At 71.3% G+C, this 24,066-nt stretch carries 22 protein-coding genes; 8 read left to right on the top strand and 14 right to left on the bottom strand.

Annotation, left to right across the window (positions count from 1 at the left end):
- Positions 1-50: 50 nt before the first annotated feature.
- The 8 genes from HJ588_RS14585 to HJ588_RS14550 form a co-directional block, all read right to left on the bottom strand.
- Positions 51-875 carry a DUF305 domain-containing protein gene (locus tag HJ588_RS14585; RefSeq protein WP_246242451.1) on the bottom strand — a complete coding sequence of 275 codons (825 nt, stop codon included), beginning with the start codon at positions 873-875 and terminating at the stop codon, positions 51-53.
- Positions 872-1,483 (bottom strand): DUF3105 domain-containing protein, encoded by a 612-nt coding sequence (locus tag HJ588_RS14580; RefSeq protein ID WP_171156824.1) that lies wholly within the window; start codon positions 1,481-1,483, stop codon positions 872-874. Before HJ588_RS14580 ends, HJ588_RS14585 begins: the two co-directional genes overlap by 4 nt.
- 123 nt (positions 1,484-1,606) lie before the next feature.
- Positions 1,607-2,353, bottom strand: coding sequence for a class I SAM-dependent methyltransferase (locus HJ588_RS14575; RefSeq protein ID WP_171156822.1), 747 nt, complete (start codon positions 2,351-2,353; stop codon positions 1,607-1,609).
- 15 nt (positions 2,354-2,368) lie between these two features.
- On the bottom strand, positions 2,369-3,280 hold the full coding sequence (gene era / locus HJ588_RS14570) for a GTPase Era (protein WP_171156819.1): 912 nt from the start codon (positions 3,278-3,280) through the stop codon (positions 2,369-2,371).
- The gene (locus tag HJ588_RS14565; protein WP_171156817.1) at positions 3,277-4,641 is read right to left on the bottom strand and encodes a hemolysin family protein; all 1,365 of its coding nucleotides are present in this window, start codon (positions 4,639-4,641) and stop codon (positions 3,277-3,279) included. The genes era and HJ588_RS14565 overlap by 4 nt, the downstream gene beginning before the upstream one ends.
- Before the next feature lie 7 nt (positions 4,642-4,648).
- Positions 4,649-5,146 carry an rRNA maturation RNase YbeY gene (ybeY, locus tag HJ588_RS14560; RefSeq protein ID WP_171156815.1) on the bottom strand — a complete coding sequence of 166 codons (498 nt, stop codon included), beginning with the start codon at positions 5,144-5,146 and terminating at the stop codon, positions 4,649-4,651.
- Positions 5,143-6,273, bottom strand: a complete 1,131-nt coding sequence (locus HJ588_RS14555; protein WP_171156812.1) for a PhoH family protein — start codon at positions 6,271-6,273, stop codon at positions 5,143-5,145. The genes ybeY and HJ588_RS14555 overlap by 4 nt, the downstream gene beginning before the upstream one ends.
- Before the next feature lie 44 nt (positions 6,274-6,317).
- On the bottom strand, positions 6,318-7,694 hold the full coding sequence (locus HJ588_RS14550; protein WP_171156810.1) for an MFS transporter: 1,377 nt from the start codon (positions 7,692-7,694) through the stop codon (positions 6,318-6,320).
- Positions 7,695-7,759: 65 nt separating this feature from the next.
- On the opposite strand from HJ588_RS14550, the gene HJ588_RS14545 reads away from it, so the two are divergent.
- Positions 7,760-8,518, top strand: a complete 759-nt coding sequence (locus HJ588_RS14545; RefSeq protein ID WP_171156808.1) for an ArsR/SmtB family transcription factor — start codon at positions 7,760-7,762, stop codon at positions 8,516-8,518.
- Here the strand turns inward: HJ588_RS14545 and HJ588_RS14540 are convergent, their stop codons facing one another.
- Genes HJ588_RS14540 through hrcA form a run of 3 tightly spaced genes read right to left on the bottom strand, consistent with a single transcriptional unit; the run spans position 8,519 to position 11,487 of the window.
- Complete coding sequence (locus HJ588_RS14540) at positions 8,519-9,256, bottom strand: 16S rRNA (uracil(1498)-N(3))-methyltransferase (RefSeq protein ID WP_171156806.1); 738 nt, start codon at positions 9,254-9,256, stop codon at positions 8,519-8,521.
- Complete coding sequence (gene dnaJ / locus HJ588_RS14535; protein ID WP_171156804.1) at positions 9,253-10,380, bottom strand: molecular chaperone DnaJ; 1,128 nt, start codon at positions 10,378-10,380, stop codon at positions 9,253-9,255. Before dnaJ ends, HJ588_RS14540 begins: the two co-directional genes overlap by 4 nt.
- Before the next feature lie 21 nt (positions 10,381-10,401).
- The gene (hrcA, locus tag HJ588_RS14530; protein ID WP_171156802.1) at positions 10,402-11,487 is read right to left on the bottom strand and encodes a heat-inducible transcriptional repressor HrcA; all 1,086 of its coding nucleotides are present in this window, start codon (positions 11,485-11,487) and stop codon (positions 10,402-10,404) included.
- A gap of 128 nt (positions 11,488-11,615) precedes the next feature.
- On the opposite strand from hrcA, the gene HJ588_RS14525 reads away from it, so the two are divergent.
- The 5 genes from HJ588_RS14525 to nadC all read left to right on the top strand — a co-directional run bounded on the left by HJ588_RS14525 (position 11,616) and on the right by nadC (position 16,860).
- Positions 11,616-12,491 carry a DUF3097 domain-containing protein gene (locus tag HJ588_RS14525; RefSeq protein ID WP_343036740.1) on the top strand — a complete coding sequence of 292 codons (876 nt, stop codon included), beginning with the start codon at positions 11,616-11,618 and terminating at the stop codon, positions 12,489-12,491.
- 7 nt (positions 12,492-12,498) lie between these two features.
- Positions 12,499-13,416 (top strand): NUDIX hydrolase, encoded by a 918-nt coding sequence (locus tag HJ588_RS14520; protein ID WP_171156798.1) that lies wholly within the window; start codon positions 12,499-12,501, stop codon positions 13,414-13,416.
- 113 nt (positions 13,417-13,529) lie between these two features.
- On the top strand, positions 13,530-14,519 hold the full coding sequence (nadA, locus tag HJ588_RS14515; RefSeq protein WP_171156796.1) for a quinolinate synthase NadA: 990 nt from the start codon (positions 13,530-13,532) through the stop codon (positions 14,517-14,519).
- Positions 14,519-15,985, top strand: a complete 1,467-nt coding sequence (locus tag HJ588_RS14510; RefSeq protein WP_171156793.1) for an L-aspartate oxidase — start codon at positions 14,519-14,521, stop codon at positions 15,983-15,985. Before nadA ends, HJ588_RS14510 begins: the two co-directional genes overlap by 1 nt.
- Entirely contained in the window at positions 15,982-16,860 is an 879-nt protein-coding gene (gene nadC / locus HJ588_RS14505) for a carboxylating nicotinate-nucleotide diphosphorylase (RefSeq protein ID WP_171156791.1), read from the top strand. The genes HJ588_RS14510 and nadC overlap by 4 nt, the downstream gene beginning before the upstream one ends.
- Before the next feature lie 87 nt (positions 16,861-16,947).
- On the opposite strand, the gene hemW is transcribed toward nadC, so the two are convergent.
- Both hemW and HJ588_RS14495 read right to left on the bottom strand, forming a co-directional pair.
- Complete coding sequence (gene hemW, locus HJ588_RS14500) at positions 16,948-18,186, bottom strand: radical SAM family heme chaperone HemW (RefSeq protein WP_171156789.1); 1,239 nt, start codon at positions 18,184-18,186, stop codon at positions 16,948-16,950.
- Positions 18,187-18,393: 207 nt separating this feature from the next.
- A complete protein-coding gene (locus tag HJ588_RS14495; protein ID WP_171156787.1) occupies positions 18,394-20,169 on the bottom strand; it encodes an HNH endonuclease signature motif containing protein in 1,776 nt (591 codons plus the stop codon).
- A gap of 474 nt (positions 20,170-20,643) precedes the next feature.
- Between HJ588_RS14495 and HJ588_RS14490 the strand changes: the two genes are divergently transcribed.
- Positions 20,644-21,762 carry an N-acetylglucosamine kinase gene (locus HJ588_RS14490; RefSeq protein ID WP_171156784.1) on the top strand — a complete coding sequence of 373 codons (1,119 nt, stop codon included), beginning with the start codon at positions 20,644-20,646 and terminating at the stop codon, positions 21,760-21,762.
- Between the two features lie 138 nt (positions 21,763-21,900).
- Here the strand turns inward: HJ588_RS14490 and HJ588_RS14485 are convergent, their stop codons facing one another.
- The gene (locus tag HJ588_RS14485) at positions 21,901-22,983 is read right to left on the bottom strand and encodes a YeiH family protein (protein ID WP_171156782.1); all 1,083 of its coding nucleotides are present in this window, start codon (positions 22,981-22,983) and stop codon (positions 21,901-21,903) included.
- 72 nt (positions 22,984-23,055) lie between these two features.
- On the opposite strand from HJ588_RS14485, the gene HJ588_RS14480 reads away from it, so the two are divergent.
- Entirely contained in the window at positions 23,056-23,940 is an 885-nt protein-coding gene (locus tag HJ588_RS14480) for a LysR family transcriptional regulator (RefSeq protein WP_171156780.1), read from the top strand.
- The last annotated feature ends 126 nt before the right edge of the window (positions 23,941-24,066 follow it).

Raw genomic sequence — 24,066 nt, 5'->3', positions numbered from 1 at the left:
GACCCGGCTGCTCCGCGGCTGACCCCCCTCAGCCCCTCGTTCCCGGCCGGTCAGGTCGTCGCCGGGCGCTCGGCGAGCATCTGCTGCATCTGGGCGATCTCGGCGGTCTGCGCGGTCTCGATCGCGCGGGCGAGCACGGTCACGGCGCGCACCGTGGTGCGCCCCTGCACGGCTCGCGCCATCTCCAGGCCACCCTGATGGTGCTTGGTCATCAGCTGCAGGAAGAGCCGGTCGGCGGCGCGCCCCTTGAGGTCGCGCAGCTGCTGCAGCTGGGCGGGCGTCGCCATGCCGGGCATCGCGGCGGCGGACCCCGTGCTCGAGCCGGACGCGCCCGTCCCGGTCTTCGACGCGCTGCCCATCCGCATGCCTCCGTGGCCACCGGCCATCCAGGCCATCGGCGGACGTGAGCCGGTCTGCGGCAGCCCCCACACCTGGAGCCACCCGTACATCTGGCCCATCTGCTGCTGCTGGCTGGTGATGATGTCGTAGGCCAGCGTGCGGATCGCCTGGTCGGAGGTCTTGTCGCGGATGATGAACGACATCTCGACCGCCTGCTGGTGGTGGGTCTGCATGTCCCGGGCGAACCCGGCCTCGACGCTGTTGTCCCCCGGTGTCGAGTTGCCCATCCGATAGCCGATCAGGCCACTCAACACGACCGCGAGCACGGCGACCGCGGCGATGACCGTCGTGAGCACCGCGCGCCGGCTGCCGCCGGCCGTATGCCGGGCGTCGGTCCCGTCGCCGTCGTCGTCCGCCTCGTCGAGGTCGTCGGCCGCCGCACGGTCCACACCGCCGCCGTCGCCGCCGCCGACGCCGCCCTCGACGCCGCCGTCGACATCCTCCCGATCGTCGGTGCCGTCACGACCATCGGTCATGACTGCTTGCCCGGCGCGTCCAGGCCGCCGGTGCAGGCGGCGCCCGGCTCAGGGGTCTGCGGGCCGAGCCGGTAGGTCTTGATGAACTCCGGCAGCCGCTTGTCGTCGGCTCCGGTCAGGGCGAGCTGCTTGCCCCATGCGGTGACCACGACCGGTGCCGGCTGGGTCTTGATCGGCGACAGCACGCTGTAGGTGTCGGGCAGCGCGGCGCGCAGCTTGGCGACGTCGGCTGCGGGCGTGCCCTCCCGGTAGGTCACCCACACCGCGCCGTGCTCCAGGGCGTGCACGGCGTTTTCGTTGGGCACCGGCTGGTTGTAGACGCCGCAGTTGAGCCAGACCGGGTTGTGCTCGCCGCCCACCGGCGGCGTCTGCGGATACTTCACCGGCGTCGTCACGTGCTGGCCGGCCTGCTCCTGATAGCTCTTGACAGCGGCCAGGCTCGGCTGGGACTTCTGGTCGCGGACCACCACGAACGCTCCCGCTCCGGCGACCGCCAGCGCGGCGACCGCGGCCACACCCCAGATCAGCGCACCCCGACGCCGCTCCCCCGAACGCTGCTGCTTCTGCAGTCGCTTCAACTTGTCCTGCCGGGACGACGGCTCACTCACCGGGGGTCTCCATTTTCTCGTGTGATGCCACTGCGGGCCGATTGCATGCGGACAACGGTGCAGCACCCGGCCCGGTTCCCGGTTGCCTAGTCACACGGTTGCCTCGCCGCACGGCTGCCTCGGTCAGCGCACGATGTCCGGCAGCCGCCGGATCGCGAAGTAGCGGTCGTCGAGCTCCTCGATGCCGAACTGGCCGATCGGCACCTCCTCCAGCACGACGTCCTCGTCGAGCCCGAAGGGGTGGATCGTGGAGACGACCTCGCGCACCTGCTCGCCGTCGCGCAGCACCCGGAAGGTGTTGGTGACCTCGACGCGGCCGCCGGCGACCGGGTGAGCCTCGAACCACCGCTGGTATTCCATCCGGCCCATGGCGGCCGACTGCACCAGCTCGCGCTCGACCGGCTTGTCCGGCACCCCGCCATACGACCGGCTGAGCAGGATCGGCGCGCCCGGCGCCATGACGCGAGCCATCCGCTGCCAGAACGCGTCGCGCTCCCGGCCGCCGAGGAAGTAGATGACGTTGAAGAGAAACGCTCCCCCGCACTGCTCCGGCAGCCACGCCTGCAGGATCGGCTCCGGCAAAACCGTTGTGCGGGAGCGAATTTCGTCGCGCTCGGCGATGCGCAGCATCTGCAGCGAGCGTGACATGGGCTCCGGCTCCACCGACACGATCTCGGTGTCCGGGAAGCGCTCGGCCAGGGTGATGGTGGTCAGGCCGGTGCCGGAGCCGATGTCGACGAGCGGCAGCTGCGGCAGGAAGCCTGCGGCGTCCCACGGGATGCCGTGCACATAGTCGCGATCGCGGTCGACCGGCAGGCGCAGCACCTCCCCGAACTCGGCCCAGACCAGGTTGTCGTTGTCCCGCGCCATCGCCGGTGCGTCCTCCTAGAAACCCAGCTTGGACAGCTGGTTGGGGTCGCGCTGCCAGTCCTTGGCGATCTTCACGTGCAGGTCGAGGAAGACCCTCTGCCCGAGCAGCTCCTCGATCGCGGTGCGCGCCCGCGTGCCGACATCGCGCAGCCGCGAGCCGCCACGGCCGATGATGATCGCCTTCTGGCTGGAGCGCTCGACGAAGATGTTCACCCGCACGTCCATCAGCGGCTTGTCGGCCGGCCGCCCCTCACGCGGGAGCATCTCCTCCACGACGACCGCGATGCTGTGCGGCAGCTCGTCGCGCACGCCTTCCAGCGCGGCTTCCCGGACCAGCTCGGCGACCATCACGTCGTCGGGCTCGTCGGTGAGCACGTCGTCCGGGTAGAGCTTCGGCGACGGCGGCAGATACTTCATCAGCACCTCGCGCACGGTGTCGACCTGCTCGCCGTTGGTCGCCGAGCACGGCACGATCTCGTCCCAGTCGCCGAGCTGTTCGATCGCGACCAGGTGCTCGGCCAGCCGGTCCCGGTCGACCGTGTCGGACTTGGTGGCGATCGCCACCACCGGCCGCTTGCGTCCGCGCCGCAGCTCCTCGAGCTCCTTGGCGATGTATTGGTCGCCCGGCCCGATGCGCTGGTCGCACGGCAGGCAGAAGCCGATGACGTCGACGTCCAGCAGGGTCTCGCGGACCACGTCGTTGAGCCGCTGCCCGAGCAGGGTGCGCGGTTTGTGCAGGCCTGGGGTGTCGACCAGGATCAGCTGGGCGTCGTCGGTGGTGGCGATGCCGCGGATCGTGTGCCGGGTCGTCTGCGGCTTGTTGGAGGTGATCGCGACCTTCTGCCCGACGAGCGCGTTGGTCAGGGTCGACTTGCCCGCGTTGGGGCGGCCCACCAGGCACGCGAATCCCGCGCGGTACTCGCTCATCTCGCTGTCTCCTTCGCCGACTCCCGCCCATCCTGCTGTATGACGAGAGCCGTCCCGCGCTCGGCCTCCGGCGAGTCGCCGGCCGACTGATCGTCCACGCCGCCCGCGTCATCCGCGACGCGCTCGACGGTCACGGTCGCGATCTGGTGGCGACGCCCCGCCATACGCTCGGCGGTGAGGCGCAGGCCCGCGACCTCACCGGACGCTCCGGGGATCGGCACCCGGCCGACCAGCTTGGCCAGCAGGCCGCCGACAGTGTCGACGTCGTCCTCCTCGATCGTCACGTCGAAGTGGTCGGCCAGGTCGTCGACGGCCATCCTGGCCGGCACGCGCGTCAGGCCGTCGCCGAGGTCCTCCACCCCCGGGGTGACCCGGTCGTACTCGTCGTCGATCTCGCCGACGACCTCCTCGACCACGTCCTCGAGGGTCACCAGGCCGGCGGTGCCGCCGTACTCGTCGATGACGATCGCGAAGTGCCGGCGCGCGGTCTGCATCTCCCGCAGCAGGTCGTCGGCCGGCTTGCTGTCGGGCACGAAGGTGACGTCGCGCATCACCTCGGTGACCGGCTGGGCAAGCAGCGACTCGTGCCCGATCACCCGGGCGGCGACGTCCTTGAAGTAGAGCACGCCCTCGATGTCGTCGGGGTTGCCGTCGGTCACCGGCACCCGGGAGAAACCGGAGCGCAGGAAGAGCGACATCGCCTGGCCCAGGGTCTTGTCGCGGTCGATCGTGATCATGTCGGTGCGCGGCACCATGAGTTCCCGCGCGACCGTGGTGTCCAGTTCGAAGACCGACTGGATCATCTTGCGCTCGTCGTCCTCGATGAGCGCCGAATCCGTTGCCAGGTCGACGTATTCGCGAAGCTCGGCCTCGGAGTCGAACGGTCCGTCGCGGTAGCCCCGCCCGGGCGTCACGGCATTGCCGACGGCTACCAGCGCCCGGGCGACCGGGCTGAGCACCCGGTGCAGCCAGAGCACGCCCGGCGCGGTGGCGAGCGCGAAGCCGATCGCGTGCTGCCGCCCGAGCGTGCGTGGCGAGACGCCGACCAGGACGAACGACACCAGCGCCATGACCGCGATCGCCACCAGCAGCGCGATCCAGAAGTTGCCGAACGCCTCGCGCATCGCGAGGGTGACCAGCACGGCCGCGGTGGCCTCGGCGATGTTGCGCAGGAAGGTCAGCACCATCGCGACGGCCGAGCTGTCGTCGACGAGTCTGCCGAGTGCGCCGGACCCACGGCGGCCCTCCTCGATCAGCGCGTCGGCGGAGTTGCGGCCGATCCGGCTGAGCGCGGATTCGGCTGCGGCGAAACCAAATCCGAGGACCACCGCGACCAGCGCGGCGATGAGTAACGGCACCATCGAAGCGTCACTCCCCCGAGGGTGGGGTGATGCTCACGGCGGCACCGGTGCGGCCGCGGCCGGCCAGGAAGGTCAGCAGCAGCCGGCGCTGCAGCTCGAACATCTCCCGGCGCTCGTCGGGCTCCGCGTGGTCGTAGCCGAGCAGGTGCAGGATGCCGTGCACGGTGAGCAGCAGCAGTTCCTCGGCCGTGGTGTGCCCGGCCTCGGCGGCCTGCTTGGCCGCTACCGTTGGGCACAGCACGACGTCACCGAGCATGCCCTCGACCGGTTCGTCACCGTCGGTGCCGGGACGCAGCTCGTCCATCGGGAAGCTCATCACGTCGGTGGGGCCGGGCAGGTCCATCCACTGCTTGTGGAGCGTCTCCATGGCGGCCTCGTCGATGACGCCGATGTAGAGGTCGACACCCGGGTGCACCCGCATCTCGTGCAGCACGAACGCGGCACAGTCGTGCAGCTCCTCGAGGTCGACCGGGACGTCGGTCTCGTTGAGCAGGTCGATGCTCACGAACGATCCCGCCGTTCGCCGCCGGACGCCCGGCTCGGGCCGGATCGGGCTGTGCGCGCATCGAATTCGTCATACGCGTCGACGATCGCGCTCACCAGCCGGTGCCGCACGACGTCGTGCGAGGTCAGCCGGGAGAAGTGCACGTCGTCGATGCCCTCGAGGATGTCCTGCACCACCCGCAGACCCGACTTGGTGCCGCCCGGCAGGTCGACCTGCGTGACGTCGCCGGTGACGACCATCTTGGAGCCGAATCCGAGCCGGGTGAGGAACATCTTCATCTGCTCGGCCGTGGTGTTCTGCGCCTCGTCGAGGATGATGAAGGAGTCATTGATGGTCCGGCCCCGCATGTACGCCAGCGGCGCCACCTCGACCGTGCCGCTCGCCATGAGGCGCGGGATCGAGTCGGGGTCGACCATGTCGTGCAGTGCGTCGTAGAGCGGGCGTAGGTAAGGGTCGATCTTGTCGTTGAGCGTGCCTGGCAGGAAGCCGAGCCGCTCACCGGCCTCGACCGCGGGCCGGGTCAGGATGATGCGGTTGACCTCCTTGGCCTGCAGGGCCGCGACCGCCTTGGCCATCGCCAGGTAGGTCTTGCCGGTGCCGGCCGGGCCGATGCCGAAGACGACGGTGTTCGCATCGATCGCGTCGACATACTCCTTCTGCCCCAACGTCTTCGGGCGGATCGTGCGGCCGCGGTTGCTCACGATGTTCATCGTCAGCACGTCGGCCGGGCGCTCGCGGGTGCGGGCCCGCAGCATGCCGATCGACCGCTCGACCGCGTCGCGATTGAGCGGCTGGCCGGCGTCGATGATCGTGAGGAGTTCGTCGAGCAGTTCCTCGACCAGCGCCATGTCGGCGGGCGGCCCGGCGAGGTGGAAGACGTTGCCGCGCACGTGGATTTGCAGCCGCGGAAAGGCGCGCTCGATGGTGCGCAGCAACTCGTCGCGCGGACCGAGCAGCGTCACCATCGCGATGTCCGGGGCGATCTCGACCGTGTGCTCGGCCTGCACGTCGCCGGGGGGCTGCGGGGGTGCGTCGGATGTGCCCGGCGGGCCGCTCGTGGTGTCGGTAGTGTCGTTCAACGCGCGGTGCAACTCGCCGGGCAGCCGATCATGATCGTCACTTGTCATCGTCCCCCCAGTCTACGGGCGTATGACGCAGGCCTCGACCCACTTCACGCCCCCACGGCCCGTGAGCCCGCGATCAGGCCCGCGACTGCCCAGATCCCGGCGCCGAGCAGGAAGCAGACCGCCATCCGGCCGCCCACCCCGGGTGCCGCGATCGCACCGGTCACCGCGCCGAAGACCGCGACGCCGAGGGACGTGCCGGTCTGGCGAGCAGCGTTGTTGAGGCCTCCGGCGAGCCCGCCGTGCGCCGGCGCCGCGGCCACCGAGCCGGCGACCAGCGGGGCCACGAGCAGGCCGAGCGCCACCCCGGTGAGGACCATCCCGGGCACCAGCGGCCAGAACCGGCCGGCCGCACTTCCGACGGCGAGCGCGAGACCCAGCTGACCGGCGACGCCGATCGCGAAACCGCTGCGGATCAGCGTGCTGCCCCGCAGCCGCAGCATCCACCGCCCGGCGAGGAGCGGCACCACCGTGAGCGGCAGGAAGGTGGGCAGCGTGAGCAGCCCGGCGACCGGCGCACTGTGCCGTTGCACGCCCTGCAGCAGGAACGTCAGCACCAGCAGCGTGCCGTTGCCGACCAGGTTCATCGCCAGCGAGCCGCCGCAGCAGCGCATCAGCCGGCCGCTGCGCCACAGCGCCCGCGGCACCATCTGCTCACCCGCTCTGCCCTGCTGTATGACGAAAGCCGCGATCCCGGCGGCCGCGAGCGCGAGCAGCCCGCCCGCCGCCGGTGCGGGGCCGCCGCCGAGCACGATCACCGCGGTGATGAGCGCGCCGAGCCACAGCACCGACAGGACCGCACCCCACCAGTCGGTGCGGCGGGGCGCATGGGCGCCGCGCGGCAGCACCCGGCACCCGAGCAGGGCGGCGCCGATCACCGGCAGGTTGACCGCGAACACCGGCCGCCAGCCGCCCATCGCGACGAGTGCGCCACCGGCGAGCGGGCCGACCGCGACTGCGGAGCCGGAGATGCCGGACCAGACCGCGATCGCGCGGGCCCGTCGGCCGGCGTCGGTCCAGATGGACCCGATCAGTGCAAGGCTCGCCGGCAGCATCGCCGCGGCACCGATGCCCTGGATCACCCTGCCGCTCAACAGGATCGGCAGCCCGGGCGCAACAGCGCAGACCAGCGACCCAACCCCGAAGCCGGCCAGACCGGCGGCGAAGCAGCGGCGCGGCGAGAAGCGGTCGGCCAGGGCGCCCGCGGTGAGCAGCAGCGCCGCCAGCGGCACCGTGTAGCTGTCGACGACGCCCTGGGCGCCGGCCGTGCCGCCGCCCAGATCGCGGTCGATGCTGGGCAGTGCGACGTTGACCGCCGACACGTCCAGCAACACCAGGAACATCGCGGCGCAGAGGACGAGGAGGGGCGCACGAGGCGTGAGCGGAGCGGGACGGGTCGGTGTGCGGGGCGTGGCTGCCGTCATACGACGAGCGTGGGCGGGTGAACCTTCGGTGGCCGCCGAAGCGATCCCGGGTGAGGATGGGTGGCATGACCGAGAGCACCCGCGCCGACGAGGGCGACGTGTCGCCGATCGCCGCGATGTTCGCCGACCGGGCCCGCGCCCGGATGATCGCCGCGCTGATCGACGGGCGGCGCCTGCCGGCGTCCCGGCTGGCCGCCGAGGCCGGGGTGAGCGCGGCGACGGCGAGCGGTCACCTGCGCAAGCTGCTCGACGGCGGCCTGGTGCGGGTGGAGGCGAGCGGCCGGCACCGCTACTACTACCTGGCGAGCGCGCAGGTCGCGGCCGCGTTCGAGGCGCTGGTCGCGATGACGCCGCTGCCGCCGGTCACCTCGCTGCGGCAGGGCACCCGCCTGCAGCGGTTGCGCACCGCGCGCACCTGTTACGACCACTTCGCGGGCCGGCTCGGCGTGTCGCTCACCGAGGCGCTCATCGCCGACGGGGTGCTGCGTCCGCTGGACGGCACCTGCGACACCCGCCGCGACGGCGACCGGCTGTCCGCGCCGATCGAGCAGCCGTCCTTCGAACTCGGACCGCGCGCGGCGACCGCGCTACGCGCCTGGGGCGTCGACCTCGAGCAGGTGCAGCGGGCGAGCCGCCCGGTGCTGCGCTTCTGCCTCGACTGGACCGAGCAGCGCCATCACCTCTCCGGCGGCCTCGGCGCGGCGATCCTGCGCACCGCCCGCGACAACGACTGGGTGCGCCCGGGTCCGCGTCCTCGCGAGCTCGCGATCACCGACGCCGGCACCGCCGCGTTCGCCGGGCTGGCGCCGCAGCTCGCCGGCTGACTACCACTCCCGCGCGAGGAGTATGGCGAGAGCCGCGGGCCCGGCACTCGACGCGCGCAGCACGGTCGGCCCGAGGCGGGCGGTCACTCCGCCCGCTGCCTCGAACGCCGCGAGCTCCTCGGGCGAGATCCCGCCCTCGGGACCGACGACCAGCAGCACCTCGCCGGCATCGGGCAGCTCGACCTCCCGCAGCGGCCGGGTCGCGTCCTCGTGCAGCACGATCAGCGCATCCGCCGCGCCGGCACGCGACACGGCGCCGCCCCCGGACACCACGGGCTCGACGGCCGGCACGGTCGGTCGCCTCGACTGCTTGCTCGCTGCGAGCACGAGCGACTCCCACTTGCGGCGGGCCTTCTCGGCCTTGTCGCCCCGCCACTGCACGATGCTGCGCGCTGCCTGCCACGGCACGACACCGTCGACGCCGAGCTCGGTCGCGGACTCCACCGCCTGCTCGTCGCGGCCGCCCTTCGCGAGCGCCTGCATCAGCACGAAACGTGTTGCGGGCACTGGGCTTTCGCCGATCTCGGCGACTCGCACGGTGAGTTCGTCGCGAGCTGCGGCGACGACCTCACCCACCGCCACCCGCCCCGAGCCATCGGCGACCTGCACCGTCTCGCCGGCGCCGATCCGCCGCACGACCGCGGCGTGACGCGCCTCGTCGCCGAGGACCCGTATCACGTCACCGACCCCGGCACCCTCCAGGGCGCCGGGGCCGGTGAAGAAGAGCGGAGCGGTCACTTGGCCTGGAAGGCGTCGCGCAGCTTGCCGAACAAACCCTTCTCGACACGGCCGAAGCGTGCCTCCGGCCGCTCCTCGCCGCGCTCCTTGGCGAACTGCCGGAGCAACTCCTCCTGCTGCGGGTCGAGCTTGGTGGGCACCCGCACGTTGGCGTGGACCATCAGGTCGCCGCGCTGCTGGGTGCGCAGGTGGGTCACGCCCAGCCCGCGCAGGGTGATGACATCGCCCGGCTGGGTGCCCGCCTCGATCGCGACGTCCTGCGTGCCGTCGAAGGTCTCCAGCGGCAGCGAGGTGCCCAACGCCGCTGCGGTCATGGGGAGTTCGACCGAGCAGTGCAGGTCGTCGCCCTGTCGCTGGAACATCGGGTGCTTGCGCACCCGCACCTCGACGTAGAGGTCACCGGCCGGGCCGCCGCCCGGACCGACCTCGCCCTCGCCGGTCAGCTGGATGCGGGTGCCGCTGTCGACACCGGCCGGCACCTTGACCGAGATCGTGCGCCGGTCGCGCACGCGGCCCTCGCCGGAGCAGTTGAAGCAGGGGTCGTCGATGATGTCGCCGTAGCCGCGGCACGCCTGGCAGGCTCGCGCGGTCATCACCTGGCCGAGGAACGAGCGCTGCACCTGCTGCACCTGTCCCGAGCCGTGGCAGATCTCGCAGGTGTGCCGGCCCGTGCCGGGCCGGGCACCGTCACCGTGGCAGACGTTGCAGACGACCGCGGTGTCGAAGGTCAGCTCCTCGGCGCCCCCGAAAACCGCTGTGCCCAGCTCGATCTCGACGCCGATGAGCGCGTCCTGCCCACGCTGCTCGCGTGAGCGCGGACCCATGCCGCCGGCGGCGGTGCCGCCGAAGAACGCGTCCATGATGTCGCTGAACGAGAAACCCTGGCCGAAGCCGGCCGCGCCCGCGGCACCGGCATAGGGGTCGCTGCCCATGTCGAAGGCACGCCGCTTCTCGGGGTCGCCCAGCACGTCATACGCCTGGGAGATTTTCTTGAACTGGTCGGACGCCTCCTCCGTGGGGTTCACGTCGGGGTGCAGTTTGCGCGCCAGCTTGCGGTAGGCGCGCTTGATCTCTTCCTGGGTGGCGTTCTGTGCGACACCGAGGTCACCGTAGTAGTCGTTCACGAAAGTCCTTGCAACAGAAGGTTATTGGTTGAGTATGTCGGTGACGTAGCGAGCGACCGCCCGCACCGCCGCCATGGTCGTGGGGTAATCCATCCGGGTGGGGCCGAGCACGCCGAGACCGGCCACGCTGCCGGCCGTGTAGGACGTGGTGACCACCGAGGTGCCGGTGAGGCCGGCGACGGTGTTCTCGGCGCCGATCCGCACCGAGACGCCGTCGGCGATCTGCTGCCCGTCCATTTGCGCGAGCAGCCGCAGCAGCACGACGTGCTCCTCCAGCGCCTCCAGCACCGGCCCGATCGTCATCGGGAAGTCGTTGCTCGACCGGGCCAGGTTGGCCGTGCCGGCGAGCATCACCCGCTCCTCGCGCTCCTCGGCGAGGACCGCCGCGATCTCCCGCACCAGCGCGGCCTGCACGTCACGGTGGTCGCCGGGATCCCCGATACCGCCGCCATCGCCGGCACCCCCGCCATCCGCCGTGCCGCCGCCGAGCTCGCCCGCCCACTCGCGCAGAGCAGTCGACGCCGCGGGCCGGCGCAGCCCCGAGCTGCGCTCGTTGATGGCACTGCGCAGCGCGCCGACGAGGGTGTCGCCCTCGGCGACGGTGAGCGGACGCGGCAGGTCCAGCACCCGCTGCTCCACCTGCCCGGTCGACAGGATGACGACGAGCATCACCTTGTCGGCCGCCATCGTCACCAGCTCCAGGTGCCGGACCGTCGCGGTGTTGAGCGACGGATACTGCATGACCGCCGCCTGCCCGGTCAGCGACGACAGCAGCCGGGTGGTGCGTGAGATCACGTCGTCGAGGTCGACCGACTGGCCGAGGAAGGTGCGGATCGCGGTGCGTTCGGCCCGCGACAGCGGCTTCACCTCGCTGAGCTTGTCGACGAACATCCGGTAGCCGGCGTCGGTCGGGATGCGGCCGGCCGACGTGTGCGGCGCGGCGATCAGCCCGTCGTCCTCGAGCGCGGCCATGTCGTTGCGCACGGTGGCCGCACTGACGCCGAGCTTGTGCCGCTCGAGCAGCGCCTTCGAGCCCACCGGCTCCGAGGTCGACACGAAGTCCTGCACGATCGCGCGCAGCACTTCGAGCCTGCGGTCCTCGCTCATGTCCACCTCCCACGGTGTCGCCGTCAACGTGCAACGCTGATTGGCACTCAGGTATGCCGAGTGCCAAGTCTACGTGCTCGGGAGTCGTTCCCCGGAATGCGCCGGACCGCGCACTAATGTTTGGCCCCGTGAACGACAGATACGGTGCCGACGTGCTCTCCGGCGACTGGAAGGCACCGCCCCGCGGACGCTCCCAGCAGATCCCGGCCGAGCGCGACCTGGTCGTCGAGGAGGTCGAGACCGGCTGGTGCGGCGCGATCGTGGGCGTCGAGAAGGCCGGCGGCATGCGGGTGGTGCACCTCGAGGACCGGCACGGCAGGGTGCGGGCCTTCCCACTCGGCCCGGGCTTCCTGATCGACGGCGCGCCGGTCGAGCTGGTCCCGCCGGCCTCCCCCGACGCCGGCCGGCTGGCCGCGGCACGCGAGGCCGCGAGCCGGACCGCCAGCGGCTCGCGCGCGGTCGCCGACGCCCCCGCGCGCGTCGCCCGCGGGTCTCGCATCTTCGTGGAGGGCCGGCACGACGCGGAGCTGGTGGAGAAGGTGTGGGGCGCCGACCTGCGCGTCGAGGGCGTGGTCGTCGAGCAACTCGACGGCGTCGACGACCTGCGCGCGGTCATTCGTGACTTCGCGCCGACGGCGCAGCGGCGCATGGGCGTGCTGGTCGACCACCTGGTGCCCGGCACGAAGGAGCAGCGCATCGTCGACGACGCTCTCGCCATACCGGAGGCACGGGAGGACGTGCTCGTGCTCGGGCATCCGTATGTCGACGTGTGGCAGTCGGTCCGGCCGGAACGCCTGGGCTGGGAGCAGTGGCCCGTCATACCGCGCGGAACGTCTTGGAAACACGGCATTCTCGCCGAGCTCGGCTGGCCGCACGCCAATCAGGCCGATGTCGCGCAGGGCTGGAAGCGCATCCTCGGCACCGTGCGCACCTATGCCGACCTGCAGCCCGAGCTCCTCGGCCGCGTCGAGGAACTCATCGACTTCGTCACCGCGAACGGCTGACCGCCCGATGACCGATGCGGGGCTCTCGGCCGAGCTGGTTGCCGTGGTGATGACCGTCGACCGCGGCCGGCCGTTCGTCGTCGCGAGCGGCGAGCCACCGGCGCTGCCGGCCGGGCCGCTCCGCGCGGACGAGGAGTCCCTGCAGGCCGGGGTGCGCGAATTTGCGCGCGAACACATGGGATTCGAGCTCGGGTATGTCGAGCAGCTCTACACGTTCGCCGACCTCGGGCGCTTCACCGACGGGCGCCGGGTCGTCTCGATCTCCTACCTCGGCCTCACCCGGGCGGACATCTCCGGCAGTGAGCGCCCGACCGACTGGTCCGCGCTCTACGACCTGTTGCCGTGGGAGGACCGTCGCCACCTCGACTCCGACGCCGGCACCACCGACCGTCTCGGCGAGGAGCTGGAGGCGGCGCTCAGGCGGTGGGCCGGCGACGACGCCGACCGTCTCGAACGCTGCCGATTCCTCTTCGGCTACGACGACCGGGCCTGGCGTCCCGACCTCGCGCTGCAGCGTTACGAGCTCCTGTGGGAGACCGGCCTCGTCGCCGAATCTCCAAGCGCCGCAAAGATTTCCGCGCTCACCGCCGGGCCGATGCTGCACGACCACCGACGCATCCTCGCGACCGGCCTGTCCCGCCTGCGGGCCAAGCTGCAATACCGCCCGGTGGTCTTCGAACTCATGCCGGAGACGTTCACCCTCGGCGAGCTGCAGGAGACGGTCGAGACGATCGCCGGCCAGCCGGTGCACAAGCAGAACTTCCGCCGCGCGGTCGAGGTGCAGCACGAGCTGGTCGAGTCCACCGGCGAGGTCTCCCACGACACCGGCGGCCGGCCCGCCAAGCTCTACCGCTTCCGCCGCTCGGTCCGGCAGGAGCGCGACCAGGTCGGCACCAAGCTGCCGATCCCGCGCGCCGCCCGCTGACGGCATACACCCCGCCACCGCACACACCCCGTCACCACCCCCTGATCGCCGGTGTTATGCTCACTTCAAGCAAATACTCATTTCGAGCATTTGATCTCCGACGAAGGAGCGCCATGAGCATCACGCAGGACCACCCGGCGTACGACCACGCGGCGGCATACGACGCCGTCCGGCACGTGATCCCCGAGATCGAGTGGGCCATGTATGCCGAGGACATCGAGGCCATCCACCGGCTGAAGCGGGAGCAGGACGCGGTCATCCTGGCGCACAACTACATGACGCCCGAGGTCTTCCACGGCGTCGCCGACATCCGCGGCGACTCGCTCGCTCTCGCCCGGGAGGCCCAGCACGTCGAGGCGGGCACCATCGTGCTGGCCGGCGTGCACTTCATGGCCGAGACCGCCAAGCTGCTCAATCCCGCCAAGCGGGTGCTGCTGCCCGACCTGCGCTCGGGCTGCTCGCTCGCCGAGAGCATCACCTCTGCGGACATCGCCGCGCTGCGCGCGCAGCACCCGGGCGCCCCGGTGGTCACCTACGTCAACACCTCGGCCGCGGTGAAGGCGGCGAGCGACATCTGCTGCACCTCGGGCAACGCCGTCGAGGTGATCAGGTCGCTCGGCGTCGACAAGGTGATCATGATCCCCGACCAATACCTCGCGCGGAACATCGCCGCACTCACCGGCGTCGAGGTCGTCACCCACCCCGGTGCGTGCGAGGTGCACGAGCGCTTCACCCCGCTCGACATCGTCGACATCCGCCAGGGCCACCCCGGTGTGACCGTGCTGGCGCACCCCGAGTGCCCGCCGGAGGTAGTGGCCGAGGCCGACTTCGCCGGCTCGACCGCCGACATGCAGCGGTATGTCGAGACGCAGCGCCCCGCGAAAGTCGCTCTGATCACTGAGTGTTCGATGAGCGACAACATCGCCGCGGATCACCCGGACCTGGAGTTCGTGCGGCCGTGCAACCTGTGCCCGCACATGAAGCGCAACACCCTGGGCGCGATTCGCACCGCCCTGGAGACCGGTGGTCCGGAAATCCAGGTGGACCCGGCGGTCGCCGAGCCGGCGCGTCGCGCGATCGACAAGATGTTGGCGGTCAAGTGATGGCACGCCGCCCTCTCATCGTCATCGGGTCGGGCCTGGCCGGACTGACCTGCGCCTGGGCGTCCGGCCCGGAGGGTTGCATCCTGCTCACCGCGGGTGCGCTCACGGACGGCGCGGCGAGCACGTGGGCGCAGGGCGGCATCGCCGCGGCCCTCTCCCCCGACGACAGCACTGCCCTGCACGCCGAGGACACCTGGCGTGCAGGGGCGTTCGCGGGCGATCGGGCGGTCATCGACCGCATCACCGGTGTCGCGCCCGAGGTGGTGCGCCTGCTCGTCGAGCTCGAGGTGCCGTTCGACCGCGCACCGGACGGGAGCATCGACCTGGCCCTCGAGGGCGGTCACAGCCGGTCGCGCGTCGCCCACGCCGGCGACCACTCCGGCGCCGCGGTCACCGCCGCCATGGCGCAGGCGGTGCTCGCCGCGCCGCAGGTCGACGTGCGCGAACACCACACCGTGACCCGGCTGCTCGCCGATGCGTCCGGCGCGATCTGCGGCGTCGAGGTACGCCGGCGCGACGGCAGCCTCGAGGTGATCCCCGCAGACCGGGTCATGCTCGCGACGGGCGGCATGGGCGGCCTCTGGGCGCACACGACGAACCCGACGACCGCACTAGGCCAGGGCGTTGCGCTGGCGGCGCGGGTGGGTGCCCGCACCGACGACCTGCACCTGGTGCAGTTCCACCCCACGGCTCTCGATGTCGCGCGCGATCCGATGCCGCTGCTGACCGAGGCGTTGCGCGGCGCCGGGGCACACCTGCTGTCCGACGGAGCGCGTTTCGTCGATGAGTTGCAGCCGCGTGACGTCGTCGCCGCCGCGGTCTGGGAGCAGCTGACCGAGGGGCGGACGGTGTGTCTCGATGCACGCGGGATCGACCGTGTGGCAACGCGATTCCCGGCCGTTGCCGACCTGACGGCGGCGTCGGGTCTGGACGTCACCCGCGACCTGCTGCCGGTGCGGCCGGCGCTGCACTATTCGATGGGCGGAGTCACCGTCGACGACACCGGCCGCTCGTCGGTGCCCGGCTTGTGGGCGATCGGTGAGGTCTCACGCACGGGGCTGCACGGCGCCAATCGGTTGGCCTCCAACTCGTTGCTCGAGGCGGTCGTCACCGGGCGCGCCGCGGCCTCCGATGCGATTGCGTGGTCGGGCGCGTGGCCGCGCACGGTCGAGCCGGCCGGCCCGGCGACGATCCGCAGCCGCACCGACAGGGCGCGTAGCGGCGGTGCCCGGTCCGACGATGGCTCGCTGCTGCTCGCGCAGGTGCGCGAGACGCTCGACAGCGCTTGCGGGGTGTTGCGCGACGGCCCGACGCTGCAGGCCGCCGTCGACCGGCTGGAACCTCACGTGGGCAACGACGCCGCCTATGCCGCCTGGCTCATCGCCCGCTCCGCGCTCGCCCACCCGGCCAGCGTCGGAGCCCACCGACGCACCGACAGTGTTCTCCCGGAAGGAGTTTCAGCATGAACGACGCGCATCTGCAACGGGTGGTCGACACCGCGCTAGCCGAGGACCTCGGTCTCTCGGGCGACATCACCACCCTCGCGACGGTGGCCGCGGACGCGACCGGCACGGCATACGTCGTGAGCCGGGAGGACGGTGTGCTGTCCGGGGTGGAGGCGTTCACTGCGGTGTTCCGGACCGTTGACCCATGGGTGCGCGTGGCGTGGTCGCGTCGTGCCGGCGAAGAGCTCGCGCCGAATGACGTGGTCGCGACTGTGACCGGGCCGGCTCGGTCGATCCTCACCGCGGAACGCAGCGCGCTCAACCTGCTCGGTCACCTCACCGGGATCGCTTCCCGCACCGCAGGATTCGTGCGTCTCGTCGACGGCACCGGTGCGCGGATCGTCGACACCCGGAAGACGACGCCGGGTCTCCGAGCGCTCGAGAAGCAGGCGGTGATCGACGGTGGTGGCGCCAATCATCGCTTCGGCCTATTCGACGCAATCCTGGTGAAGGACAACCACATCGGGCTCGGCGGCGGTCTGACTCCGGTCTTGGAACGACTCGCGGAGCACTCCAGGCACGTGGTGCGGGTGGAGATCGAGGTCGACACGCTCGACCAGCTGCGCGAGGTCCTTGCCTTCGATGCGGCCCGTTTGCGTGAGGGGAAACAGCCCGTGGTGCACGCGGTGTTGCTGGACAACATGGTGCCGATGCAGATCGCCGACGGGGTCGAGCTGGTGCGCCGCCACGGCGCCCCGGTCGTGATCGAGGTGTCCGGCGGGGTGAACGAGCGCACCGTTCGTGATCTCGCGCTGGCCGGTCCGGACCTTATCTCGATCGGTGCCCTCACGCACAGCGTGCGCTGTCACGATTTCGGGCTGGACCTGTGCGGGTGATCGCGCGCCGTCGTGAGCGGGTCGTCGTGAACGGGTCGTCCTGAGCGGGTGGTCGTGAGCCGGTCGCGGTGAGCGGCGCAGCCGGCGTCACCAGCCGAGCAGGCGGCGCACCACGGTGTCGGCGAGCAGTCGTCCACGCAGGGTGAGGCGCGCGGCCGGTGCGGGGGCGACTGCCGCTGACTGGTCGAGGAGTCCATCGGCGACCAGCGCGGGGATCGCGGCGCGGCCGATGTCGTCGAGGTGGGTGAGGGGCAGCCCTTCGGCGACGCGCACTCCGAGCAGGACCGTCTCGTCATACGTCTGGGCGGGGGTGAGGAGTTCGCGTCCGGCGCCGGGCGACTGCCCCGTGAGGACTCGTTGTGCGTACCCCGCCGGGTGCTTCACGTTCCACCAGCGCACTCCGCCGACGTGACTGTGTGCCCCGGGGCCGATGCCCCACCAGTTGTCGCCGCGCCAGTAGCTCTCGTTGTGTCGGCACCGACCACTCGAGGTCCGCGACCAGTTGCTGATCTCGTACCACTCGAATCCTGCTGCGGCCAAAGCGGTTTCGGCCAGTTCGTACTTGTTGGCCTCGTCGTCGTCATCGGGCATGCGCACCTGGCCGCGACGGACCTGGGCGGCGAGTTTGGTGCCTTCTTCGACGACCAGTGCGTAGGCGCTGAGGTGGTCGGGCGCGAGGGCGATCGCGTCGTCGATGCTGCGGCGCCAGTCGTCGTGGGTCTCCCCCGGCGTGCCGTAGATGAGGTCGAGGCTGACCTGCATCCCGGCATCGCGGACCGCGCGCACCGCGCGGGCGACCCCGGCGGGGTCGTGGGTGCGTTCGAGGACCTGCAGGACGTGCGGCACCGACGACTGCATGCCGAGGCTGACGCGGGTGAACCCGCCCGCGGCGAGCGTCTCGGCGACTTGGGGGGTGATCGTGTCCGGGTTGGCCTCGGTGGTCACCTCGGCGTCCGGTCGCAGACCGAAGGTGTCGCGCACCCCGCTGAGCATCCTGGCGAGGTCGGTGGCGGCGAGCATGGTCGGCGTCCCGCCTCCGACGAAGACGGTGCTGACCTCGGGCAAGGCGGCGCCGGTGCGCTCGATGACGTCGCGGGCCAGTGCCAGCTCGGCGAGCGCGGCGTCGGCGTAACTGCTCACCCCGGCGCCGTGCGGGCCGAGTTCGGCGAGCGTGTAGGTGTTGAAATCGCAATAGCCGCAACGCACTCGGCAGAACGGCACGTGCAGGTAGATGCCGAATTGTCGCGTCGACAATGATGTGGCGGTCTGGGCCGGAAGCGCGCCGTCGACCGGCACCGCTTCGCCCTCGGGCAACGCGCTGGGCACCGCACAATCCTACGGGCGCGGAGTGGGCAGCCAACGCGCCGGCTCGAGTGACGGTCGTCGGGAGTCCGTCGGGGCCGAGCCGCCGCTTGCCCCGCTGCTCGAGTAGGCCGAGCCCTCCCTCACGCTGATCGAGTAGGCCGAGCCCTCGCTCACGCTGATCGAGTAGGACGAGCCGCTATGCGAGGCCGTATCGAGATCAGCTGTGTCTTAGTCGGCGGGTTGGGTGGTGTAGGTGTGTCCGGCGGGGCTGGTCCAAGCGCACACGCCATCAGTTGTCATGGACACGGTCCAGCCGGCTTCGTGCTTGGCACGGTGGTGATGCCGGCACAGGCACTGCAGGTTGTGGGCCGCGGTCGGACCATCCGGGTAGGCGGTGACGTGGTCGAGGTCGGTGAGCTTCGCGGGTCGGGTGCAGCCGGGGAACCGGCAGTGCTGGTCGCGGGCGCGCACGAACCGCGCCAACCGGGCGCCCGGGGTGTAGGTCTCGCAGCCGGTTTCGGCAACGGTCCCGGTTTCCGCATTCACCAGGGCGCGGGTGAACTTCGCTCCAAGTAGGCCGGACAGTTCCCGGATCACGCCGGCGGGGATGACGCCGACGCCGGGCACCTGGACGTCGCCGAGGCGGTAACGCACCGGGTCCGCGGCGGGAGCGGGATCTTCACTGGGTGTGAACTGCTGGGAGCGGATCTGCTCGGGCGGTGGTCGGGTGCCAGTGCGGAGTGCGGCTTCGTACAACATCGCTTGGAGTTGGCGTTCGGCCTCACTGATCGGTCGGTAGCTGCCGAGGTCGAGGACCCTCCGGTTGACGGGGAGGATGACCTTCGGCGGACCGGGCGGTCGCACCTTCGCCGTCCACGCGCCGACGGCCCCGGGTGTCGCGCCGGTTGCTGCTGCGTCGTCAATGAGGCTCGACCGGTCCAGCACACCGACCCCACCGCCCGTGCCCGTGCCCGATGCGTCGCTCGTGCTCGTCGCGTTACTTGGGCCGGTCGTCTCACCCGTGCCCGTCGCGTCGCCTGTGCCCGTCGCCCCGTGGCGGCCAGGCGCTTCGGCCCCGCCAACGCCAGTGCCGTTTCCCGGGCTCGTGTTGGTGGACCGGGCGGTGTCCGGGTGGAACGGGACATGCAGCACCAATTCGGTCGTCACGTGCGCGTTCGACAGCAGCAGGTCGGTCAGGGCGTCGACGCGGCATTCCCCGAGGCTCTTGCTGTCAGTAGTCGAGTCGTGCAGCAGGCGGGCGTGGGTGTTGACCGCGGCCATGAGTTTCGCGGCGTCAAGGGAGGGGAGCACGGCGGTGAGGGTGGACATGCCCGGCTCCCAATGGGGTTCGACGGTCACGTTCGTGCAGTCCCGCCGCCGTGCCGTTGCCGCTTGGGAGGCTGCGATGGGTGCGTGCTGCACCAAGAGGCGTTGGGTGCGCCGCCGCAGTTTGGTCGATGTGGATGCTTCCGGGTCACTGGCGAGGATGTCGGCCTCGATCGCGTCTGCGACCTTCGTCGACTCGCCGGGCGTGTCCAACGCGCCGGCCGCATCGGCGAGGGCGTCGCTGACCGCGACCACCTTCCGTCCCTCCAACTCCCCAGTCCCGGCCCGGTCGAGCAGCAGCGGCGTGTGACGCACACTCTCAACCGCCTGGGTCAGTCGCAGACTGGTTTGCCGGTCGGTCCACCCCAACCGGGCACCCACCTCCAACGGCGTCCACATATCCGGGTCGTGCGGGTGCTTGTCGTATTCACGCTGCGCGAGTTGCTCCAGCCGCAGGGTTTGGGTCGCCCAGGCAGAGTTCTGCACCTGCTGCGTCGCGAGCACCTGATCGAGCAGCTGGTCGTCTGAGAGACCCGACCCCTCGCCCCGTCCGCGGTCGGCGTCGTCGCGGGTCTTGTCGAACGCTGCGCGCAGCAGCGTCTGCGCCGCCTCCAGGAGTTCGCTCGTGGTGGCAGCGGCGATCACCTGATCGGTGAGGGTCTGCTGCAGGTGCGACATACCACAACCATACACCTGTTCGAATCGGGTGGGAAGGGTTGAACGCGATGAATCCGGTCTGTTTCCAGTGCGATTCGTGAGATTCGACAGGGTTGTCAGTGGCCGGTGGGATGGTGTTGCGTGGTGGGGTGGGTGGTCTCGATACGGGCTCCCCCCGCTTCGCTCCTCCGCCCTACTCGACCACCATCAGGGGCTGCTCGTGTCCTACTCCACCAGCGCCAACGGAACCCCAGCCGCCAGGTTGCGGACGGAGCACGATCAGGTGAGCAGCGAGATCACCGAGCGGGGCGAGGGGCCGCGTGAGCGGCCCTATGAAGCGAAGCGGAGCGCTAGCGGAGCGAAGCGGAGTGAGGCCGCGAAGGCGGTCCCTCGCCCCGCGCCACGGTGCACCCGCAACCCGCACGTCCACCACCCCGCGCAGCGGGACGTGTGCAAACATCGGAGCCGCCACCGACCAACCGCCGAAGGAGCACCATGGCCGACCGCCAGACAGCGCAGGCCGGCCAGCCGTCACCTGCCCGCACGCCGTCCCCCACCCGCACGGCATCGCCCGGCGACCACGCGCCCGAGGACGCCCGACCGGACACCACGCTCTTCCTCACCATCGACGCCGGCGGCACCTCGACCCGGGCGGTCGTGCACGACAGCGACGGCCGAAGCTTCGGCTATGGCGTCGCCGGCTCCGGCAACCCGACGGCGGTCGGCGCGAATGCCGTTGCCGATGCTATGTATTCGGCTGCGGATGAGGCGCTGTCGCAGGCCGGCGCGGAGCCGGTGCAGGTCGGTTTCGCACTCGCCGCGATGGCCGGCTCGCGCACCGCGGCACCCGGCGTCGAGGGCGGTCTCGCCCGCCTCGGCGTGACCGCCGAGCTCACCATCGCCGGCGACCTGGAGGCGATCTTCGCCAGCGGCACCCATCAGCTGGACGGTGCCGCGCTGGTGTCCGGCACCGGCGCGGCGGCCGTAGCGGTCCGTGACGGCGCGGTGGCCCGCACCGTCGACGGCCGCGGCTGGCTGCTCGGTGACGTCGGCTCGGGCTTCTGGATCGCCCGCCGGGTGCTGCGGGCAGTCACCGCCCACATCGACGGCTTCGGCGCGCCGACGTCCATGACCACCGCCGTCCTGGCCGGCATCGGGCAGCCGACCGACCTCACCGATCGCGAGGCGACGGCGCAGGCGCTCGTCACCGCGACCTACCGAATCGGCGCGCCGGGCATCGCCACGTTCGCGCCGATTGCCTTCGCCCACAGCGAAACTGACGACACCGCCCGTCGCATCGTCGACGAGGCGGCCACCGGACTTGCGCGCACGGTGATCGCGCTCGGAGCACCGCCGGACCCGGCCGCACTCGTCGTCGGCGGCAGCGTGCTCTTCCACCAGCAAGCACTGCGGGACCGACTTTCGGCACTGCTCACCGAACACGGCTGGACCGGACTCACCCCGGTCGCCGACGGTATGACGGGAGCCGTCGTCATGAGTCTGCGCGCCGCCGGATACGACGTCAGCGCGGCCTCGCATAGGCGAATCACGGCCTCCCTGGCCGCAATTCGCGCACACTCTCGCCCAACCCCGGCCGGCCGCACCTCCACCTGACCAGCCGGCGCCAGGGCCAGCCGCGACTACTACCCGCCTCGCACCACCCGTGCCCTGTCACCCTCCGACCACAACCCGCGCTCTGCCGCCCCCGACCACAACCCGCGCCTACCGCCCACTCCCTGCCACCCACTCCGGTCAGATCGTCCCGGTCACCGCCTGCAAGCCCAGGCTGGTGACCGCGACGCACACCCACAACAGCGCACCGAGCAGCAACGGCCGGTGCCCCGCGTTCCGCAACTGGGTGGGCCGCAGGCCGAGGCCGATGCCGGTCAGCGCCACGGTGATCAGGAAGGTCCCGAGGAGGGTCAGCCCGTCGTGCCAGCCCGCCGGGATCGCGCCGGCCGAGTTGAGCGCAGCGGCGGCAAGGAAGCCGAGCAGGAAGCCGGGCACGATCTTGCGCACGGGGATGCGCACCTGCTCCCCTTGCGCCGCGGCCTCCCGCTTGGCCGTGAGCACCGCGAGCACCATCACGATCGGGATGATCATCAGCGACCGGGTCAGCTTCACCACGATCGCGTAGGGACCGGCACCGTCACCGAAGCTGTAGGCGGCGGCGACCACCGACGAGGTGTCGTTGACCGCGGTGCCGCTCCACAACCCGAACGCATGACCACTCAGCCCGAGCAGGTGCCCAAGCGGCGGGAAGAGCAGCACCGCGGCGATGTTGAAGGTGAAGATCGTGCCGATCGCGTAGGCGACGTTGCTCTGCTTCGGCCGCATGACGGCCGAAGCGGCCGCGATCGCCGACGCACCGCAGATGCCGGTCCCGACCCCGATCAACGTCGCGAGTTCGGTGTTGATGCGCAACACCCTCCCGAGCAGGTAGGCACCCCCGAGTGCGACGGCCAGCGTCCCGAACATCACCGGCAGCGACCCGCCGCCGACGTCCAGCACCTGCGTGAGCGACAGCCCGGTGCCGAGCACGACGACCGACGCCTGCAGCACCGCTCGCCCGGCGAACCTGGCGCCGACGGCGACCTGGCCGTCACGCAGCCACGACACGGCCGTGCCCGCCAGCAGCCCCAGCAGGATCCCGAACACCGGGCCACCGACGACCGGGAAGAAATGCCCGAGCAGCGTTGCGCCACAAGCGATCACGACCGTGATCGGCAGGCCGGGCAGCAGCGGTCCGAGCGCCCGCAGCACCCGCGCGCCGTCGAACTCCGCGGCGCCGCCCCGCCCCGCATGACCCGCCGCATGCCCCTCTGCACTCGTCATACCGAACAGCATCGATCCGTGGCGCCGCCGACCGGTAGACATTGCTTTCCCATACCGATATATCCTGTGCATATGAGCACGTGGCCGGACCTCAGCGCACTCGAACTGCTCGTGGCCGTCGCCGACCACGGCAGCCTGTCGGCCGGCGCCCGCGCAACCGGTATGGCGCAGCCCAACGCCAGTCGCTCGATCGCCCGGCTCGAGCGCCACCTCGGGGTGTCCCTGCTGCATCGCTCGACGCACGGCTCGAGCCTCACCCCGGCAGGACTGCTCGTGGTCGACTGGTCGCGCACGGTGATGGACGCGGCCCGCGAGGTGGTCGACGGAGCACGGTCATTGGCCGCCGACGGCACCGAGACGATCGTGGTCGCGGCGAGTCAGACGGTGGCCGAGCACCTGCTGCCCGCGTGGCTCGCGCTCTTCCGCGCCCGCCGCCCGGAGGTGCGGGTGATGGTGCAGGTGCACAACAGCCAGGAAGTCGTCGACACCCTCCTCGCCGGCCGGTGCGACGTCGGCTTCGTGGAGGGCCCGCGCCCGCCGGGCGGTGTGCACCATCTGGTGGTGGCCGAGGACGAGCTCGTGCTGGTCTGTTCACCCGACCACCCGTGGAGCACGCGCTCGCGACCGGTGACGGCCGACGAGCTGAGCGAAACCCCTTTGGTGACAAGGGAATCCGGGTCGGGCACCCGCGTCGCGCTCGACCAGGCCCTCGGCCGGCCGGTGCAACCGGCGATGGAGCTGCCCAGCAATGCCGCCGTGCGGGTCAGTGTCGCCTCCGGTGGTGCGCCCGCCGTGCTCAGCCGGCTGGCGGTGGACGACGCGCTGGCCGCCGGATCACTGTGCGAGGTGCCGGTCGCCGGGCTCGACCTGCGGCGCCCGCTGCGCGCGGTCTGGACCGGGCCCCGGCGGCTCGGTGGGGCCGCAGCCGACCTGCTCGCCGTCGCGAGCCGCCCCTGACCAGAGCCCGCCGCTGACCCGAGCCGCCCTGACCCGAGCCGCCCTGACCAAAGCCTCCCTGACCAGAGCCGTCCCGGCCAGACCGCCCCAGACCCGACCGAGCCGACCGCTCCAGACCCGACCGAG

This window comes from Flexivirga aerilata (assembly GCF_013002715.1).
GTDB lineage: Bacteria > Actinomycetota > Actinomycetes > Actinomycetales > Dermatophilaceae > Flexivirga > Flexivirga aerilata.
This window is presented reverse-complemented; position numbering and strand designations above follow the sequence as displayed.

Coding starts and splice junctions, on each gene's coding strand:
- HJ588_RS14495 (WP_171156787.1), bottom strand. CDS start 20,169: ATGTCGCACCTGCAGCAGACCCTCACCGATCAGGTGATCGCCGCTGCC.
- HJ588_RS14480 (WP_171156780.1), top strand. CDS start 23,056: ATGAGCACGTGGCCGGACCTCAGCGCACTCGAACTGCTCGTGGCCGTC.
- HJ588_RS14555 (WP_171156812.1), bottom strand. CDS start 6,273: ATGACAAGTGACGATCATGATCGGCTGCCCGGCGAGTTGCACCGCGCG.
- HJ588_RS14485 (WP_171156782.1), bottom strand. CDS start 22,983: ATGACGAGTGCAGAGGGGCATGCGGCGGGTCATGCGGGGCGGGGCGGC.
- HJ588_RS14545 (WP_171156808.1), top strand. CDS start 7,760: ATGACCGAGAGCACCCGCGCCGACGAGGGCGACGTGTCGCCGATCGCC.
- HJ588_RS14575 (WP_171156822.1), bottom strand. CDS start 2,353: ATGGCGCGGGACAACGACAACCTGGTCTGGGCCGAGTTCGGGGAGGTG.
- HJ588_RS14585 (WP_246242451.1), bottom strand. CDS start 875: ATGACCGATGGTCGTGACGGCACCGACGATCGGGAGGATGTCGACGGC.
- hrcA (WP_171156802.1), bottom strand. CDS start 11,487: ATGAGCGAGGACCGCAGGCTCGAAGTGCTGCGCGCGATCGTGCAGGAC.
- HJ588_RS14510 (WP_171156793.1), top strand. CDS start 14,519: ATGGCACGCCGCCCTCTCATCGTCATCGGGTCGGGCCTGGCCGGACTG.
- nadC (WP_171156791.1), top strand. CDS start 15,982: ATGAACGACGCGCATCTGCAACGGGTGGTCGACACCGCGCTAGCCGAG.
- HJ588_RS14490 (WP_171156784.1), top strand. CDS start 20,644: ATGGCCGACCGCCAGACAGCGCAGGCCGGCCAGCCGTCACCTGCCCGC.
- era (WP_171156819.1), bottom strand. CDS start 3,280: ATGAGCGAGTACCGCGCGGGATTCGCGTGCCTGGTGGGCCGCCCCAAC.
- HJ588_RS14565 (WP_171156817.1), bottom strand. CDS start 4,641: ATGGTGCCGTTACTCATCGCCGCGCTGGTCGCGGTGGTCCTCGGATTT.
- nadA (WP_171156796.1), top strand. CDS start 13,530: ATGAGCATCACGCAGGACCACCCGGCGTACGACCACGCGGCGGCATAC.
- HJ588_RS14520 (WP_171156798.1), top strand. CDS start 12,499: ATGACCGATGCGGGGCTCTCGGCCGAGCTGGTTGCCGTGGTGATGACC.
- HJ588_RS14550 (WP_171156810.1), bottom strand. CDS start 7,694: ATGACGGCAGCCACGCCCCGCACACCGACCCGTCCCGCTCCGCTCACG.